Here is a 17,007-nt window from a genome sequence, read left to right as displayed (position 1 = left end):
GCCTTGTTGGTCAGTGGGCGAATGCAGTGTGAGAGAATTCTACCCAATAAACTCACGCGATCCGCACGTGCATTGCACACCGCATCCACGTGCGCGGCTCGCCGAGCCGATCAGGAGATTCCATGGGCTTCCTCGCTGGCAAACGTATCCTGCTGACCGGCTTGCTGTCGAACCGCTCGATTGCATACGGTATCGCGCAAGCCTGCAGGCGCGAAGGCGCCGAGCTGGCGTTCACCTATGTCGGCGAGCGCTTCAGGGACCGCATCACGGAGTTCGCCGGCGAGTTCGGCAGCAACCTCGTGTTCCCCTGCGACGTCGCCGACGACGCGCAGATCGACGCCCTCTTCGCCTCGCTCAAGCAACGCTGGAACGGCCTCGACGGTCTCGTTCATTCGATCGGCTTTGCGCCGCGCGAAGCGATTGCCGGCGATTTCCTCGACGGCATGACGCGCGAAAATTTCCGCATCGCGCACGACATCTCCGCGTACAGCTTCCCCGCGCTCGCCAAGGCCGCGCAGTCCATGTTCACGCCGGACGCGTCATTGCTCACGCTCAGCTATCTCGGCGCCGAACGCGCGATTCCGAACTACAACACCATGGGTCTCGCCAAGGCTTCGCTGGAAGCCAGCGTGCGTTATCTGGCCGTCTCGCTTGGCGCCAAAGGCGTGCGCGTCAACGGCATTTCGGCGGGTCCGATCAAGACGCTGGCGGCAAGCGGCATCAAGGGATTCGGCAAGATTCTCGAGTTCGTCGAACAGAATGCGCCGCTCAGGCGCAACGTCACGATCGAGCAGGTCGGCAATACGGCGGCCTTCCTGCTGTCGGATCTGGCGGCCGGGGTGACCGCGGAAATCGTGCACGTCGATAGCGGCTTTAGCGCGGTGGTGGGCGGTATGGCCGCCGCGGTTGCGGAGTGAGTGGGTCATTAGCATGAGCCGATGGCGCTCTGTCGGCGCCGCTGCTTTTTGCGGGCCTGTTGCAGACTTGTTTGCAGAAGCCCAATAGAAAACCGCCCTTTCGGGCGGTTTTTCTTTGACTTCGCGTTTGGATCAATCAATCGCGGCCTGGATGCTTAGTGCCAGCCGCGATGATGGTCGTAGTGGTCGCGGCCGTAGTCGTACCGGCCCGGCGGATGATGACGGTACCAGTCATCACGCGCCCAGTAGCGGCGGCCATCCCAGTAGCGGTCGCCATGCCAGCCGATCACGATCGACGGGCCGCCGTAGTACACGGGAGCCGGCTGATAGACGACCGGCGGCGGAGGCGGCGGAGGCGGTGCATAAACCGGTGCCGGCGTGACGTAAACCGGCGCGGGAATGCCGATGTTGACACCGATGTTGACCCCGCCGGCCATTGCTGCACCCGACGCACCCAACGCGAAAACCCCGATCAGAAGCGGAACAAGACGAGCGGACTTCATCGATCACCCTTTGGAAGAATGTGTTGTTGGCGGAAATATAGCGCAAGGCGCTGTTCCGCGTATTTCAGCTTTGTAATAACTGATGCATAACATCGCGTTCATGACGGGCCGGTTACGTCTCGTTACATTGGACTGAATTTCGGTGAAGAAGCGGTGGTGTTGTAACCGGCGCGTGCGTCCGTCGCGGCCCGTTTTCCGACATTTCCGACGTTTCCGACGCGATGCGGGGCGACCTCATTCGACGGCGCGTCCATGCCCCCGCTCTTCGCGCCGACGCTGGCATCGACGAGCGGCTACGCACGGCAGCAGACCTCGCCCGCACAGACGCCATACGTAGGATACCCAGGCATTATTCCGTTACCGATATGTGTTGTCGACGCGCGGAAACGCTCGCGCCCTGTCTGCGCTTTAACGAATGCTTCCGCGCCGCGATCTTCCCTCGTGGCAGTGAAGATGGCCGAATTCCAACGAGGCGAGTTGAAAGCCCGACGAATATCGGCGACATGGAAACCATCGCAAAGCCCATCACACTCTGCTCGACGACGCGCTGAATAGCGCGCCCAAAAACAAAACCCCGCAGAGCCTAGACTCTGCGGGGTTTGCCACCATTGCTGGCGGAGACGGAGGGATTCGAACCCTCGATCCAGGTTTTGGCCCAGATGCTCCCTTAGCAGGGGAGTGCCTTCGACCTCTCGGCCACGTCTCCCAAACTTTCGGTCGCGCAGGGAGTCAGCGCGACGAAGCCAAGATAATAGCGGGCCGAACCACGAAGGTCAATGTCTGGCGAACACTTTTTGTGCCAGTTTTGTCATTGACGACGCAATTTATTCACATCGACCACGCAAAACAAACGGAGCGCTCTGGTACGCCCCGTGGTTCAACGCAAATTACGCTTGATCCAGTTCGAACGCTTTATGCAGCGCGCGCACGGCGAGCTCCATGTACTTCTCGTCGATCAGCACCGAGATCTTGATTTCGGAGGTGGAGATCATCTGGATGTTGATGCCCTCTTCCGACAGCGTGCGGAACATCGTGCTCGCGATGCCGACATGCGAGCGCATGCCGACGCCGACCACCGACACCTTCGACACCTTCGGATCGCCCAACACCTGCTCGGCTTGCACGTGGCCTTTCACCTGGCTCGTGAGGATGTCCATGGCGCGCTGATAGTCGCCGCGACCGACCGTGAACGTGAACGCCGTTTTGCCTTCCACGCTCTGGTTCTGGATGATCATGTCGACGTCGATGTTCGCGTCCGCCACCGGGCCGAGAATCTGATACGCGATGCCCGGCTTGTCGGGCACACCCATCACGGCAATACGCGCTTCATCGCGCTGAAACGCGATGCCCGAGATGACTGCTTTTTCCATGGTCTCGTCTTCTTCAAAAGTGATCAGGGTGCCCGACTTCATTTCAGCGTCGAGCGGTATCAGCGGATCGGTCAGGCTCGACAGCACGCGCGTCTTCACCTGATATTTGCCGGCGAATTCCACCGAGCGGATCTGCAGCACCTTCGAACCCAGGCTCGCCATTTCCAGCATTTCTTCGAACGTCACGCGATCGAGCCGGCGCGCTTCTTCCACCACGCGCGGGTCGGTCGTGTAGACACCGTCGACGTCCGTGTAGATCAAGCACTCATCGGCTTTCAGCGCAGCCGCGACCGCGACCGCCGACGTATCCGAACCGCCCCGGCCGAGCGTGGTGATGTTGCCCTCGGGATCGATGCCCTGGAAGCCGGTGATCACCACCACCTTGCCCGCGTCGAGATCGCGCAGAACGCGCTCGCCGTCGATTTCGCTGATACGCGCCTTCGTGAATGCGCTATCCGTTTTGACCGGCACTTGCCAGCCGGCGTAGCTGACCGCGTCGACGCCGGCTTCCTGCAGCGCGATGGCGAGCAGCCCCGAACTGACCTGCTCGCCCGTAGCGGCGATCATGTCGAGTTCGCGCGGGCTCGGCTGACCCGTGATTTCTTTCGCGAGACCGAGCAAGCGGTTGGTTTCGCCGGACATCGCCGACGGCACGACGACCATCTTGTGGCCGGCCTTGTGCCATTTCGCGACGCGCTTGGCGACGTTCTTGATGCGCTCGACCGAGCCCATCGAGGTGCCGCCGTATTTGTGTACGATGAGTGCCATTGTCGTTCTGAACTGGAGGAGAAACCGCGCTGGCGCGCTGGAGACGACCGCACAAAAGCACAGGAGCGCAACGTCTTGTGAACGACGGCAAAATGTGTGGCGGCGTAAATGCAGCACGCGTGCAGCACGCGCGGATTTGCCCGGGAATGATCGCTGATGGCTTATCGGAAACGACGGATCACGATCGCAGACCGGTAAAAGCGACGGCAAAAGCGGGTCGGGCAAACAAGTTAAATTACCCGATCGAGCGTAAAAAGACAAGCCGCAATGGCTATCGAGAGGGGTCGAATAGGGGCCGCAAAGGCTTGTTTCATGCGGATTGGCGCCCTCTTTCCGGATTTGCCGGCTAGCTCATCCGGGTGGCCGACCGGCCGGTCAGGCGATCAGCAGATCCTCGCGCCAGACGATCCTGACGCACGATTCGGCCCCGTCGGCGTGTTCCGGCAACGCCGCGCGATTTATCCCGAGCAAAGGCACGAATAGCAGGTCGTCGCCGACGTAGAGCAGCGGCACGTCGCGCTTCCATGCGGGAATACCGCGTTCCTGGAACAGGTTTTTCAACGTGCGGCTCGGCGCATGGGGCGCCTCGCCTGTGCGCATCCGTTCGCCCCCGCTGCGCGCGCGCGCGCTCAGCACGCCGCGCCGCAGAACGCTGCCGGCAATCGCGTCGGGGTCGCCCGCGGCTGCTTCGGCGAATACGAACGTGCCGCGCCATTGCGGCAAACGCCAGACCGGCTCGCCCTGCCACGCGAGTTCGCTGACCGCGCGCGCGGCGAGCGCGGTTTCGTCGGCGGGATCGCGGCTGTCGCCCGCTTCCCAGTACACGAGGCCACGATAGCTGCGCAACGCATGGCCTGCGTGATCGATGCGCAACGCGTGGCCGTCGTCCGTGGCGCCGATTTCCCGCAGTTGGCGCAGCGCATCGCCAAGACGCGCGCTCGACGCGGCGACGAAACCCAGCGTGCGCATCCAGTAGCGCATGAGATTGAGCGCGCGGTCGTCGTCGAGCGCGAGCAAGGCATCGCGCGAGAGCGCGCGCCCTTCGTCGCGCGATGCGCCTTCCATATCGAGGCGCGCGAGCGCATCGAGCAAACGCTGCGCCGACGCCGCGTGCGCCGCCGTGCGGGCCAGCGCGTCGCGAAAGCCGGGAAAGTGGACAGCCAGCGCCGGCATCACGTCATGGCGCAACGCATTGCGCGCATAGCGCGTGTCCGCGTTCGACTCGTCGTCGATCCAGCGCAACGCGCGATCGCCCGCGTACTGCTCGAGTTGCGCACGCATTAAGTGAAGCAGAGGTCGCACGCGCGTTGCGGACGCCCTTGCCGGCAGATACTCGGGCGCCATCGCGGCAAGACCGGCGAGGCCGGCGCCCCGCAGCAATTGCAACAGCACGGTTTCAGCCTGATCGTCCGCATGCTGCGCGAGCCAGAGCGTGGCGACGCCGCGCGACCTGCACATGGCGTCCAGCGCGCGATAACGCGCCTCGCGCGCGGCGGCTTCGACGCTCACGCCCGCGTCGCGCGACACCTCGACGCGCTCTGCCGCGAACTCGACGCCACGCTCCCGCGCGAACGCCTCGCAATGCGCGAACCACGCATCCGCATGAGCGCTCAGGCCGTGATGCACATGCAGCGCCACGCAACGCGACGCGCCGGCGACGCGCACCGCGGCATCGAGCAGCACACTCGAATCCACCCCGCCACTGAACGCAATCGCAATACGCGCGTTGGCCGCAAGCGTGGACAGCGAAACGCCGACCGCCTCGAGAACGAGGCGGTCGGCGGGTGTTTCGGCGGTGGAGGTCACGTCGCTCGCGCGTGAGGCGCTGAAGGACGAAAGCAAACGCGCGCGGGCTTAGACACCCGGCGTCGTTTCCTTGAACTTGCCGTACGACATCAACCGTTCGAAACGGCGTTGACGCAGGTCGTTGATGCTCATGCCCTGGAACTGGCGCAGCGAATCGGCGAGCGCACGGCGCAGCATGGCGGCCATGCCCTTCGGATCGCGATGCGCACCGCCTAGCGGCTCGTTGACGATCTTGTCGATCAGGCCGAGCGCCTTCAGACGATGCGCGGTCAGGCCGAGCGCCTCGGCGGCTTCCGGCGCTTTCGCGGCGCTCTTCCACAGAATCGATGCGCAGCCTTCCGGCGAAATCACCGAATAGGTCGAGAATTGCAGCATCAGCACGCTGTCGCCCACGGCAATGGCGAGCGCGCCGCCCGAACCGCCTTCACCGATAATCGTCGCGATCAGCGGCGTTTTCAGTTCCGCCATCACATACAGATTGCGGCCGATCGCTTCCGATTGACCGCGCTCTTCCGCACCGATGCCCGGGTAGGCGCCCGGCGTGTCGATGAACGTGAAAATCGGCAAGCCGAATTTTTCGGCGAGACGCATCAGACGTTCGGCCTTGCGATAGCCTTCCGGACGCGGCATGCCGAAGTTGCGCAGTGCGCGCTCCTTGGTGTCGCGGCCCTTCTGATGGCCGATCACCATGCAGGCCTGGCCGTTGAAACGCGCAAGGCCGCCGACGATCGACAGGTCGTCCGCATAGTTGCGGTCGCCGTGCAGTTCGTGGAAATCCGTGAACAGCTCGTTCACGTAGTCGAACGTGTACGGGCGTTGCGGATGACGGGCGATTTGCGAAACCTGCCACGGCGTCAGGTTCGCGTACAGATCTTTGGTGAGCTGTTGACTCTTCTTGGACAGCCGCTCGATCTCTTCCGAAATGTCGACGGCCGAATCGTCCTGCACGAAGCGCAATTCTTCGATCTTCGCTTCGAGTTCAGCGATCGGCTGTTCGAAATCCAGAAAGGTGGTCTTCATTGGTTGTAATCCTTGGACTTACCGGCAGCGCGTATTCTAACCGCGCGCGCCGATGTCAAAACCATCTCGCAACTATCAATCTTTAATAATCGATAGTTTTTGATTTGATCCCGTTTCTTGTTCTTCAGTAGTCGACCGGCAACGGGTCAAGACTACGCCACATGTACCAGGTGGCGACGGTACGCCACGGTTCCCAATTGGCGGCCACCTCGCGCGCTTCACTTCGCGTGACCGGTTCGCCGCTGAAATAATTGACGCTGATCGCGCGGATCAGTCCGAGGTCGTCGAGCGGCAGAACGTCGGGACGCGACAAATTGAAGATCAGGAACATCTCCGCCGTCCAGCGGCCAATGCCGCGAATCTGCGTGAGTTCGGCGATCACCGCCTCGTCTTCCATCGACGTCCATTTGCCGACGTGCAGCGCACCCGAAACGAAATGCTGCGCGAGGTCGAGCACGTACTCGGCCTTACGTTTTGACAACCCGCACGCGGTCAGCTTGTCCAGACCGAGTTTGATGAACTGCTGCGGCACCAGCTTCGGACAGGCGGCCTCGACTTTCGCCCAGACGGCTTGCGCGGACGCCACCGAAATCTGCTGCCCGACCACCGAGCGCGCGAGCGTGACGAACGGGTCCCCGCGGCTGAGCAAATGCACCGGACCGAACTTCGGAATCAGTTTTTTCAGAATGCGATCGCGCTTGACGAGATCGGCACACGCCTTGTCCCAATACGCGGGCCGCGTGACTTCAGGCGTGAGGCCGCCGACCTGCACCGGCACCGCGACTTCGCTCGCGCTCGCCGCTTCGCCGCCCGCGGCGGACGACGCGCGCGTTTTGCGCACGACTTCGCCTTCGTGCCCATCGGCCGTTACGCGGGCGAGCTCCTGCACGTCGCCGGCCAGTTCGACCGGCAAAGCGCCGTTGCCCTTTGCACGCGACGTCCTCGCCCGCTTCGCAACAGGCGCGTGCACCGACGCACCGTTGAGCCCGCGTTTGACCGTGGTCTTCTTCGATGTGCCCGTTGCGGTCTTGGCCACCACCCCGGCGGCGTTCGACGATGCTTTCTTTACCACGCCGCTGCCCGTGCGAGCCGACGTACGTGTCGACTTTCCCGCGGCTGCCGCGTTTGTTTGAGACGCGGCTCGTTTAGCCGGCGTCTTCGTGGCCGTTGCCATCCTGCCTCCTGCCTGGCGAGTCGATCAAAGGGACGGTCGAGGTGCGCTCACACGCGCCGCCACTCGGTCAATCCGCCGGGTTTGTCTTCCAGTGCAACGCCGGCCTCGAGCAATTCGGACCGGATCCGGTCTGCTGCCGCAAAGTCCTTCGCCTGCTTCGCGGCCGTGCGCGCGGCAATCTTCGCTTCGATCGCGTCGGCCTCGAGCGCGCCAGCGGCGGCTGCCCCCGCTGCCTGCTGCAGGAAGGCGCGCGGCTCGCGGCCGAGCAGTCCGATCACAGCACCCAGCGATCGCAATTGACGGGCCAGCGCCGGGTCGCGCGTGCGGTTCACTTCAGTTGCCAACTCGAACAACACCGATACGGCAACCGGCGTGTTGAAGTCGTCGTTCATTGCTGCCTGGAAACGCTGCGCATACGCTTCGTTCCAGTCGAGTTCCGCGCCGTCGGGCGTGACGTCCTTCAGCGCGGTGTACAAACGCGTGAGGGCGTTGCGCGCGTCGTCGATATGCACGTCGCTGTAATTCAGCGGCGAGCGGTAATGCGCGCGCGCGATGAAGAACCGCACGACCTCGGCATCGTACTGTGCCAATACTTCGCGAATCGTAAAGAAGTTGTTCAACGACTTCGACATCTTCTCATTGTCGATCTGTACGTAGCCGTTGTGCATCCAGAAATTGACGAAGGTTTGACCGGTAGCGGCTTCACTTTGCGCAATCTCGTTTTCGTGGTGCGGAAACTGCAGGTCCTGGCCGCCGCCGTGAATGTCGAAATGTTCGCCGAGCAACGTGCAGCCCATGGCCGAGCATTCGATATGCCAGCCGGGACGGCCGCGCCCGTACTTCGAATCCCAGCCGGTGTCGGCCGGCTCGTCCGGCTTGGCCTGCTTCCACAACACGAAGTCGAGCGGGTCCTGCTTCGCGTCGTTCGCCGCGACGCGTTCGCCCGCGCGCAGATCTTCGAGCGACTTGCCCGAGAGCTTGCCGTAATTCGCGAACTTGCGCACCGCATAGTTCACGTCGCCGTCGCTCGCCTGGTAGGCGTAGCCGTTCGCTTCGAGCTGCTCGATCATGCCGAGCATCTGGGGAATGAAGTCCGTGGCGCGCGGCTCGACGTCGGGACGCTGGATGCCGAGCGCGTCCGCATCTTCATGCAGCGCCTTGATGAAGCGGTCGGTCAGCGATTTGATCGTTTCGCCGTTCTCCACTGCGCGCCGGATGATCTTGTCGTCGATGTCCGTGATATTGCGCACGTAGGTCACGTCGTAGCCGAGCGTGCGCAACCAGCGCTGCACGATATCGAACACGACCATCACGCGCGCGTGGCCGACGTGACAATAGTCGTACACGGTCATCCCGCAGACGTACATCCGCACGACGCCGGCTTGCAGCGGCACGAAAGTTTGCTTGTCACGCGCGAGCGTGTTGTAGATGCGCAGTGATTCCATAGAGAACGGTGCGTGGGCCGAAAGAAATCCGCAATGTGTTTCGAGCGCGCCGCGCCCAGCGAACAGACGGCGGGTGCGTCGCGTACAGCGAAACCGGTGCAACGGGTGCGGCGGTCAGGCTGCGATCAAGGCGGAGACGACCACGAGTGGCGAAAAGACAGTTTGCGGTTCGACGGAACGCGCAGACCTTTTGTTAGAATGGGTCGGAGTATAACATCCAGACCTGAGCCTATGAAACCTTCAAGCGGCCGCGCGCGCAGCGCTGCGACCCTCGCCGCGACGGCCTTCGGCGGCGTCGCGCGCGGCATGACGCACGGCGCGATCCACGGCGGCGTTCGTCACACCACGCGCGCCCTCGCCTTGCGCGCCACCCTGGCTGTGGCCCTTGCGGCCGTACCGGCCGCGGCCGCCTTCGCGCAGAAAACCGCCACGCTGCCACAAGGGCCCGCCGTGCGCGACAACACGCCGGAAATCGACGCGTCGATCGCGCAGAAAAACTGGGCGGCCTCATTGACCCAGCTCGACGCGCGCATCGCCTCGAATCCGCGCGACGCACAGGCGAAATTCAAGCGCGGCACGGTGCTCGCCCACCTCGGCCGCGATGACGAAGCCATCACCGCGTTCACCGAACTCACGCAGACCTACCCCGAGTTGCCCGAGCCGTATAACAACCTCGCCGCGCTCTACGCAAAGCAAGGCCGTTATGCCGAAGCGCGCGCCGCGCTCGAAACGGCGACCAAGGTCAATCCGGGCTACGGCCTCGCTTACGAAAATCTCGGCGACCTGTATTTGCGCATGGCCAACGAGGCTTATCGCCGCGCGCAGAGCCTCGGCAAGGCGAGCGCCACCACCACGCAGCGCCTCGCGGAGATCCAGAAGGTGATTTCGCCGGTCAAGACCCAGGCGCCCGCAAGACAGGCCGCCTCTGCGGAAGACGACTACACCGCCCGCGCCACCTCGAACATGACGCAGACGCCGAGCTTCCAGTACGGCGGCGCGAACGGCTCGCTCGCCATGCCGCCCTACATGGCGCCGTCGAAGTAATACGCCGTTACGTTTTTGCGCAACACGTTTTTCCAACCCCGAGGAACTTCATGAAATGGTTGATGTTGGCGCTCGGCAGCGCCGCCCTGATCGCAAACGCGCCCGCTTTTGCCCAGTCCGGTTCGCAAGCCGCGCATCCGTCCGTCCTCCTCAAGACATCGGAAGGCGACATCCGCGTCGAGCTGTATCCTGAGAAAGCGCCCAAGACGGTCGCCAACTTTCTCGACTACGTGAAGTCCGGCCAGTACAGCGGCACGATTTTCCATCGCGTGATTCGCGGCTTCATGATTCAGGGCGGCGGTTATACGCAGAGCTTCGCGGAGAAGCCGACGCGCGCGCCGATCGTGCTCGAAAGCCGTAACGGTCTGAAGAACACGATCGGCACGCTCGCCATGGCGCGCACCAGCGATCCGAATTCGGCCACCGCGCAGTTCTTCATCAACACGGTCGACAATGCCGGCCTCGACTATCCGAATCCGGACGGCAACGGCTATGCGGTGTTCGGCAAGGTCACGAGCGGCATGGACGTCGTGAAGAAGATCGAAGGCGCGCCGACCACCTCGCGCGGCCCGATGAGCGACGTGCCGCAAAAGCCGATCGTGATCGAGTCGGCAACGCTCGTCGGCAAGTAATTGCAGCAATCGGGGCGCGCAACAATCAGCCACATGCAGCGCGCCTGAATAAAAAGCGTCAACGCTCAATCCACGCCCCGGCGCGGCCCGACGTCAACTCATGACGGCTCGCCGCGCCTTTTACCCACCCCGTTCATCAAAGGATTCCATCATGGTTGAACTGCATACGAACCACGGCGTCATCAAACTCGAACTGGACGCTGAAAAGGCGCCGAAGTCGGTTGAAAACTTCCTCAACTACGTGAAAGCCGGCCACTACGACAACACGGTGTTTCACCGCGTGATCGACGGCTTCATGATCCAGGGCGGCGGTTTCGAGCCCGGCATGAAGCAGAAGCCGACGGCCGAGCCGATCACCAACGAAGCGAACAACGGTCTGAAGAACGTGAACGGCTCGATCGCCATGGCGCGCACGAACGACCCGCATTCGGCCACGGCGCAATTCTTCATCAACGTGAACGACAACGACTTCCTGAACCACTCGTCGCCGACGCCGCAGGGCTGGGGCTACGCCGTGTTCGGCAAGGTGGTCGAAGGCATGGACATCGTCGAGAAAATCAAGAAGGTCAAGACGGGTTCGAAGGGCTTCCATCAGGACGTGCCGGCAGACGACGTGGTGATCGAAAAGGCCGTGATCGTCGACTGAGCGTGAGCTCAGCGTGAACCAAGCGTCGACCCGTTCGAACTGATATCAGGCACCTTCAATGCTGCAAGAAACGCCGCTGCGAAGCGTCGCCGCGGGCGTGCCTGGCGAGGGCAAACGCCCGCACGCCGCACGCCCGTTTTTTTTCCTCTCCGATATTCACTTGAGCGAGGCGATTCCGCACACGGTCGCAGCGTTCGAGCATTTCATCCGCGTGACGGCCGAGCAGGCCGATTCGGTTTTCATACTCGGCGATCTGTTCGAGTACTGGATCGGCGACGACATGCTGGCCGAGCCGTTCGTCGCGCGCATGGCGGCGCTGCTTCATACGTTGTCCGAGCGCGGCATCGCGCTCTACATCATGCACGGCAACCGCGATTTTCTGCTGGGCAAGCGCTTCATGAAAGCGGCCGGCGCGATCTGGCTGCCCGATCCGTTCGTGATCACCGCATTCGGCACGCGTATCGCGCTCGCGCACGGCGACGGCCTGTGCACCGCGGATCGCGGCTATCAAATGTTCCGCCGTTTTGGGCGTAGCCGGTTCGCGCAGCTGCTGTTCCTGGCGTGGCCGCTGCGCTGGCGTCAGAAGCTCGCCGAGAACATGCGCTCGAAAAGCGAGCAAGGCCGCTCGCGGCCGGTTTCGCCGAAGTACGACGTGACCGGGTCGGCCGTGGCCGCGTTGTTCAAATCGTCGAAAACGGCGACCATCATTCATGGGCACACGCACCGGCCGGCGCGGCATCGCGAGCCGGGCGGCACGCGCTGGGTACTGCCGGATTGGGATCTCGACCACGGCGAGCGCCGTGGCGGGTATCTGCGTATCGATGCCGAAGGGATACGGGCGTTGCCGTTGAATTGATCGTGGCGGCGCGGCTTTCGCGCCGCGCGATGGTGTGAGAGTCCCCGTGTAAGTGCGGGCGCTAATCGGGGGCCGTTCGGTTTGACGCGGCTTCGGCTTCGGCTTCGGCTTCGGCCAGAAGCGTCAACGCTCCACCGCCGCTCCCTCGACCTTCCCCGCGATCGCAGCCGACAGACGCCGCAGATCGAGCAACGCCGCATCCGCGCCTTGCAACCCTTCCAGACTCGTGCCCAGCCGCTCCAGCGCGTCGACGATTTCGTCGATGCGCTTCGCTTGCGTGGCGGCGTGATCGATCAGGCCGTGAATTGCCAGCGACACGGGATCGTCCGCATTCGGCGTGATGCCGTAAGCGCAGAAGCCGCTGCTTCCAGCGGAGCGTTTGACGTCGCGCGCGGCGCCGCCGGAATCGGCGTTCGCCGCGCGCGCAGCCGTTTCCGATGCCATCGCCGCCGGCACGATGATGCGCGCGGGATTGCCCACCGCCGTGCCGCGCGCCGGCACGGGCTTGGTCACCACCGCGTTCGAGCCGATCTTCGCTTCCGCGCCGATCGTGAAACCGCCGAGCACCTTCGCGCCCGCGCCTACGATCACGCCGCGCTCGAGCGTGGGATGCCGCTTCGCCCCGCGCGTGAGCGAGGTGCCGCCGAGCGTCACGCCCTGGTAGATCGTGCAGTCGTCGCCGACCTGCGCGGTTTCGCCGATCACCACGCCCATGCCGTGATCGATGAACACGCGCCGCCCGAGCGTCGCGCCCGGATGGATTTCAATGCCGGTCATGAAGCGCGCCATCTGCGAGACGAAACGCGCGAGCCAGCGGCGGTTTGCCCGCCAGCAGGCATGCGCGAGCCGGTGCAGCACGAGCGCGTGCAGACCCGGATAACACGTGAGGACTTCCCAGGCGCTGCGGGCGGCGGGGTCGCGCTCGCGGATCGTGGCGATGTCTTCGCGAAGTCTCGTGAACATGGCAGGACTGTGTCGTGGGGAGAAAGGGCTGCACGCGAGACCTGGCACGCGTGACGGCATGGCTTGCCGCAAAGCACGCCGGCAGCTTTGCTTAGAACGTTTCGAGGATTGTAGAGCCAACCCGCAAAACCTGCCGGAAGCCCACGCTGCCCGCGGGGTCGTCGCCGGCCAGCCGGAAAGCACTGGCGACGGCATGCCGTTCTCAGGACGCGTCACCGTCCTTGCGCCCGGTCTTCAACAGGATGTGCTTGGCGATACCGCGCACGATATTCACTTCCTCACGCTCCAGACCGGAGCGAGCGAACAGGCGGCGCAAACGCGACATCAGCTTCTTCGGATTGGCCGGGTCGAGAAATTCGAGCGCCACCAGCGCGCTTTCCAGATGCACGAACATGCTCTCGATCTCGTCGCTCGCCGCCCGCGCACCGGCCGGCTCACCCTGCCCCGCTGCAGCTTGAGGCGCGGAATAGGCCGTGAGCGTTGCACTGTCGGTCGAGAGATACATGGTGCGCAACTCATACGCCAGCACCTGCACGGCCTGCGCGAGATTGAGCGAACTGTAGGCCGGATTGGCCGGAATGTGCGCGAGCGCGCTGCACCGCTCCACATCCTCGTTCGACAAACCCGTGCGCTCGTTGCCGAACACCAAAGCGATCTCGCCGTGCGTCGCCTGCTCGCGCGCGACGCCTGCCGCGGCACGTGGCGTCCATTGCGGCGGTCCGTATTCGCGCAGCCGGGCAGTCAGCGCGATCGACCAATGCACGCCGCTCAGCGCGTCGGCGAGCGTCGGCACGATGTGCGCGGACGCCAGCACGTCGTCGGCGCCGCTCGCCATGGCGATGGCCTCCGGATCGCTTTGCACGTGCGGCACGCGCGGCGATACCAGCACTAGCCGCGAAAAACCCATGGTTTTCAGCGCGCGCGCCGCGGCGCCGACGTTGCCCGGATGGCTCGGTTCGACGAGGACGAAGCGGGTCGAGGTGAAGCCGCCGCGCAGCTCGGCTACGGCGGGATCGGAAGAATGGTGGGTGTGGTCCACGATGGAATTCAGCAAACTAAAGACGCGTATGGTAGCGCCAACGCCGCAGCGGGTCAGAATTGCACGCGAGAGCGCACGAAAATGTGCACACAAACGCGTCCGCACGCGCGCTCGCGAATGCCGAACCGCGCCGCGAAAAACCGTGAAGATGACCGCTCGCCCCGCGAACGCTGCCGCCGCGCCCGGACTCAGGTAAAATACCGGAATTCGCGTCCAGCTTTGCCGCCCGGCCTGGCATGAGCGCCTCGTTCTTATCCAATTCGTCTCCGTCGGCGGAATGCGCACCGGTCCTGGACCGGGCGGGCGTTCCGTGCTGTTTCCGCGCCTCATCGAGGGCGCCCAATTAGCGCAGGTTAGCGCTCATTTACCGGCCAGCAGCCGTGCTGCCCCGGCACAAGGATCCAGTCTCATGCATCCCATGCTCAATATCGCTGTGAAGGCCGCGCGCCGCGCAGCCCAGATCATCAACCGCGCGTCGCTCGACCTCGATCTCATCCAGGTCAGCAAGAAACAGCACAACGATTTCGTCACGGAGGTCGACAAAGCGTCTGAAGCGGCGATCATCGACACGCTGAAGACCGCCTACCCCGATCACGCCATTCTCGCCGAAGAATCCGGCGAGTCGGAGAATGAATCCGAATACCAGTGGATCATCGATCCGCTCGACGGCACCACCAATTTCATCCACGGTTTCCCGTACTACTGCGTGTCGATCGCGCTGGCTCACAAGGGCATCGTGACGCAAGCCGTGGTCTACGACCCGACCCGCAACGACCTGTTCACCGCCTCGCGCGGCCGTGGCGCGTTCCTCAACGATCGCCGCATCCGCGTGGCCAAGCGCGACCGTCTGGCCGACGGCCTGATCGGCACCGGCTTCCCGTTCCGCGAAAAGGACGGCCTCGAAGCGTACGGCCGCCAGTTCGCTGAAATGACCGGCGCCTGCGCCGGCCTGCGCCGTCCGGGCGCCGCCGCGCTCGATCTGGCGAACGTCGCCGCCGGCCGGATGGACGGCTTCTTCGAGCAAGGCCTGAATCCGTGGGACGTCGCCGCGGGCAGCCTGCTGATCACGGAAGCCGGCGGCCTCGTCGGCAACTACACGGGTGATTCGGATTTCCTGCACATCGGCGAAATCGTTGCGGGCAACCCGAAGGTCTACGCACAGATGATCCCGATCCTGTCGCGCTACAGCCGCACGCGCCAGCAGCCCGCATAAGGCCTGCGGCGTGGCGCCGGCTCCTTACCGGCGCGCGGATTGTGACCAAAGCGGCTTCGGCCGCTTTTTCATTGGCGCGCCTGCATGCAGCGGGCGTTCGTGCTACAAAGCGGGAAGCCGCGCCGGCGTGCTCGATTGCCGGCTGCGTTTCGCGCGTTTTCGCTGCGCCCTGCTTTGCGCCTGACTTCTCGCGCAGCTTCCGATCCGCTTCATGAAAAAAGGCTTCTACACAATCATCGCGGCGCAGTTCATTTCGTCGCTGGCGGACAATGCACTGTTGATCGCGGCCATCGCGCTGCTCTCCGTGATCCGCTCGGCCGCCTGGGTCACGCCGCTGCTGCAGATCTTCTTCACCGTTTCCTACGTGCTGCTCGCGCCGTTCGTCGGCGCTTTCGCCGATTCGATGCAAAAGCGGCATGTCATGTTCGTCTCCAACGCGCTGAAGGCGAGCGGCTGCCTGATGATGATCGCGGGCGTTCATCCGATGATTGCCTACGGCGTGGTCGGCTTCGGCGCGGCCGCGTATTCGCCGGCCAAGTACGGCATCCTCACTGAACTGCTGCCTGCGGAAAAACTCGTCAAGGCGAACGCGTGGCTCGAGTCGGCCACGGTGCTATCGACCATTGTCGGCACGATGGTGGGCGGCGCGCTGATCAGCACCTTCGCGGACAAATTCGTCGCGCATGCGCATCTGCCGCTGATCCGTTCTTCCGCCGACCTCGCCATGTTCGCGACGATGGTGACGTATGCGATCGCCGCCGCGATCAACATCTTCATTCCCGACACCGGCGCGCGTTATGAAAACCGCCTGAAAGAACCGAAGAAGCTGGTCGGCGATTTCTACCATTGCTTTAACGTGCTGTGGGCCGACAAACTCGCACAGATCGCGCTGTGGGTAACGACCCTGATGTGGGGTGGCGCGGTGACGCTGCAACTGCTGGTGCTCAAATGGGCCAACGTGAACCTCGGGCTGTCGCTCTCGAAGGCGGCGGTCATGCAAGGCGTCACGGGGCTCGGCATCGCGGTGGGCGCGGCGGCCGCGGCCGCGCTGATTCCGCTGCGCCAGTCGCTACGCGTGTTGCCGATCGGCATCCTGACCGGCGCGGTGGCGATCGCCATGGCGTTCTACAACAAGGACCTGTTCCCGCCGGGTTCGGGCATTCGCATCGGCAGTTACGTCCTGCCGTTCTACATTCTGCTCGCCTATCCGCTGATGATCCTGCTCGGAGCGCTGTCGGGATTTTTCATCGTGCCGATGAACGCGATTCTCCAGCATCGCGGCGCGACGCTGCTCTCCGCGGGACATTCGATCGCGGTGCAGAATTTCAACCAGAATCTCGCCGTGCTGCTGATGCTCGGCGCGTATGCGCTGCTGCTCACTGCGAAGATGCCAGCGCAGTGGATCATTGTCGTATTCGGCACGTTCATCACCTTCATGATGTGGCTCGCCAAACGGCGCAGCGCGGTGAATGAACGCACGGTGGACATGCGGGTGATGGTGGAAGAATGAGGCCGTGCGCAGGATGACACCGACACGGCGACCTCCGCGCGCGGGTTGCCGCCCGGACATGGGGTTCGCGATGCGGACTGGCCGTCCCGCCAGGGTCCGTT

At 63.7% G+C, this 17,007-nt stretch carries 16 protein-coding genes and 1 tRNA gene; 8 read left to right on the top strand and 9 right to left on the bottom strand.

Translation table 11 applies throughout. The features are described from left to right. Nucleotides 1-122: 122 nt before the first annotated feature. Complete coding sequence (fabI, locus tag CJU94_RS12615) at nt 123-917, top strand: enoyl-ACP reductase FabI (protein ID WP_095418963.1); 795 nt, start codon at nt 123-125, stop codon at nt 915-917. Nucleotides 918-1,072: 155 nt separating this feature from the next. Here fabI and CJU94_RS12610 read toward each other — a convergent pair whose 3' ends face one another. From CJU94_RS12610 to CJU94_RS12600, 3 genes are all read right to left on the bottom strand, one after another. Next, nucleotides 1,073-1,420 carry a hypothetical protein gene (locus tag CJU94_RS12610; RefSeq protein WP_095418962.1) on the bottom strand — a complete coding sequence of 116 codons (348 nt, stop codon included), beginning with the start codon at nt 1,418-1,420 and terminating at the stop codon, nt 1,073-1,075. A gap of 612 nt (nt 1,421-2,032) precedes the next feature. Then, a tRNA-Ser gene (locus CJU94_RS12605) sits at nt 2,033-2,126 on the bottom strand. Between the two features lie 181 nt (nt 2,127-2,307). Beyond that, complete coding sequence (locus CJU94_RS12600) at nt 2,308-3,558, bottom strand: aspartate kinase (RefSeq protein ID WP_095418961.1); 1,251 nt, start codon at nt 3,556-3,558, stop codon at nt 2,308-2,310. A gap of 77 nt (nt 3,559-3,635) precedes the next feature. On the opposite strand from CJU94_RS12600, the gene CJU94_RS40840 reads away from it, so the two are divergent. After that, nucleotides 3,636-3,908, top strand: coding sequence for a hypothetical protein (locus CJU94_RS40840; RefSeq protein WP_157763739.1), 273 nt, complete (start codon nt 3,636-3,638; stop codon nt 3,906-3,908). Nucleotides 3,909-3,933: 25 nt separating this feature from the next. Here CJU94_RS40840 and tilS read toward each other — a convergent pair whose 3' ends face one another. From tilS to cysS, 4 genes are all read right to left on the bottom strand, one after another. Continuing rightward, entirely contained in the window at nt 3,934-5,364 is a 1,431-nt protein-coding gene (gene tilS, locus CJU94_RS12595; protein WP_095420327.1) for a tRNA lysidine(34) synthetase TilS, read from the bottom strand. Between the two features lie 48 nt (nt 5,365-5,412). Then, the gene (locus CJU94_RS12590) at nt 5,413-6,384 is read right to left on the bottom strand and encodes an acetyl-CoA carboxylase carboxyltransferase subunit alpha (protein WP_095418960.1); all 972 of its coding nucleotides are present in this window, start codon (nt 6,382-6,384) and stop codon (nt 5,413-5,415) included. A gap of 124 nt (nt 6,385-6,508) precedes the next feature. Next, entirely contained in the window at nt 6,509-7,558 is a 1,050-nt protein-coding gene (locus CJU94_RS12585; RefSeq protein ID WP_095418959.1) for a DNA-3-methyladenine glycosylase family protein, read from the bottom strand. 47 nt (nt 7,559-7,605) lie between these two features. Continuing rightward, entirely contained in the window at nt 7,606-9,003 is a 1,398-nt protein-coding gene (gene cysS / locus CJU94_RS12580) for a cysteine--tRNA ligase (RefSeq protein ID WP_095418958.1), read from the bottom strand. 231 nt (nt 9,004-9,234) lie between these two features. Here cysS and CJU94_RS12575 point away from each other — a divergent pair, with 231 nt between their 5' ends. From CJU94_RS12575 to CJU94_RS12560, 4 genes are all read left to right on the top strand, one after another. Next, nucleotides 9,235-10,047: a tetratricopeptide repeat protein gene (locus CJU94_RS12575; protein ID WP_095418957.1), complete on the top strand. Its 813-nt coding sequence runs from the start codon at nt 9,235-9,237 to the stop codon at nt 10,045-10,047. 50 nt (nt 10,048-10,097) lie between these two features. After that, complete coding sequence (locus tag CJU94_RS12570; protein WP_095418956.1) at nt 10,098-10,679, top strand: peptidylprolyl isomerase; 582 nt, start codon at nt 10,098-10,100, stop codon at nt 10,677-10,679. 151 nt (nt 10,680-10,830) lie between these two features. Continuing rightward, nucleotides 10,831-11,325 carry a peptidylprolyl isomerase gene (locus tag CJU94_RS12565; RefSeq protein ID WP_007181373.1) on the top strand — a complete coding sequence of 165 codons (495 nt, stop codon included), beginning with the start codon at nt 10,831-10,833 and terminating at the stop codon, nt 11,323-11,325. A 58-nt stretch (nt 11,326-11,383) separates the two neighbouring features. Then, a complete protein-coding gene (locus CJU94_RS12560) occupies nt 11,384-12,181 on the top strand; it encodes a UDP-2,3-diacylglucosamine diphosphatase (protein WP_095418955.1) in 798 nt (265 codons plus the stop codon). Nucleotides 12,182-12,304: 123 nt separating this feature from the next. Here the strand turns inward: CJU94_RS12560 and cysE are convergent, their stop codons facing one another. Together cysE and CJU94_RS12550 are read right to left on the bottom strand one after the other, a co-directional pair. Then, on the bottom strand, nt 12,305-13,144 hold the full coding sequence (gene cysE, locus CJU94_RS12555; RefSeq protein ID WP_095418954.1) for a serine O-acetyltransferase: 840 nt from the start codon (nt 13,142-13,144) through the stop codon (nt 12,305-12,307). A gap of 202 nt (nt 13,145-13,346) precedes the next feature. Next, complete coding sequence (locus CJU94_RS12550; protein WP_095420326.1) at nt 13,347-14,183, bottom strand: RNA methyltransferase; 837 nt, start codon at nt 14,181-14,183, stop codon at nt 13,347-13,349. A 409-nt stretch (nt 14,184-14,592) separates the two neighbouring features. On the opposite strand from CJU94_RS12550, the gene CJU94_RS12540 reads away from it, so the two are divergent. Both CJU94_RS12540 and lplT read left to right on the top strand, forming a co-directional pair. Then, nucleotides 14,593-15,396 carry an inositol monophosphatase family protein gene (locus CJU94_RS12540; protein ID WP_095418952.1) on the top strand — a complete coding sequence of 268 codons (804 nt, stop codon included), beginning with the start codon at nt 14,593-14,595 and terminating at the stop codon, nt 15,394-15,396. A 211-nt stretch (nt 15,397-15,607) separates the two neighbouring features. Beyond that, entirely contained in the window at nt 15,608-16,906 is a 1,299-nt protein-coding gene (gene lplT, locus CJU94_RS12535) for a lysophospholipid transporter LplT (protein WP_095418951.1), read from the top strand. The last annotated feature ends 101 nt before the right edge of the window (nt 16,907-17,007 follow it).

It is taken from the genome of Paraburkholderia aromaticivorans (assembly GCF_002278075.1).
In the GTDB taxonomy this organism is placed as follows: domain Bacteria; phylum Pseudomonadota; class Gammaproteobacteria; order Burkholderiales; family Burkholderiaceae; genus Paraburkholderia; species Paraburkholderia aromaticivorans.
This window is presented reverse-complemented; position numbering and strand designations above follow the sequence as displayed.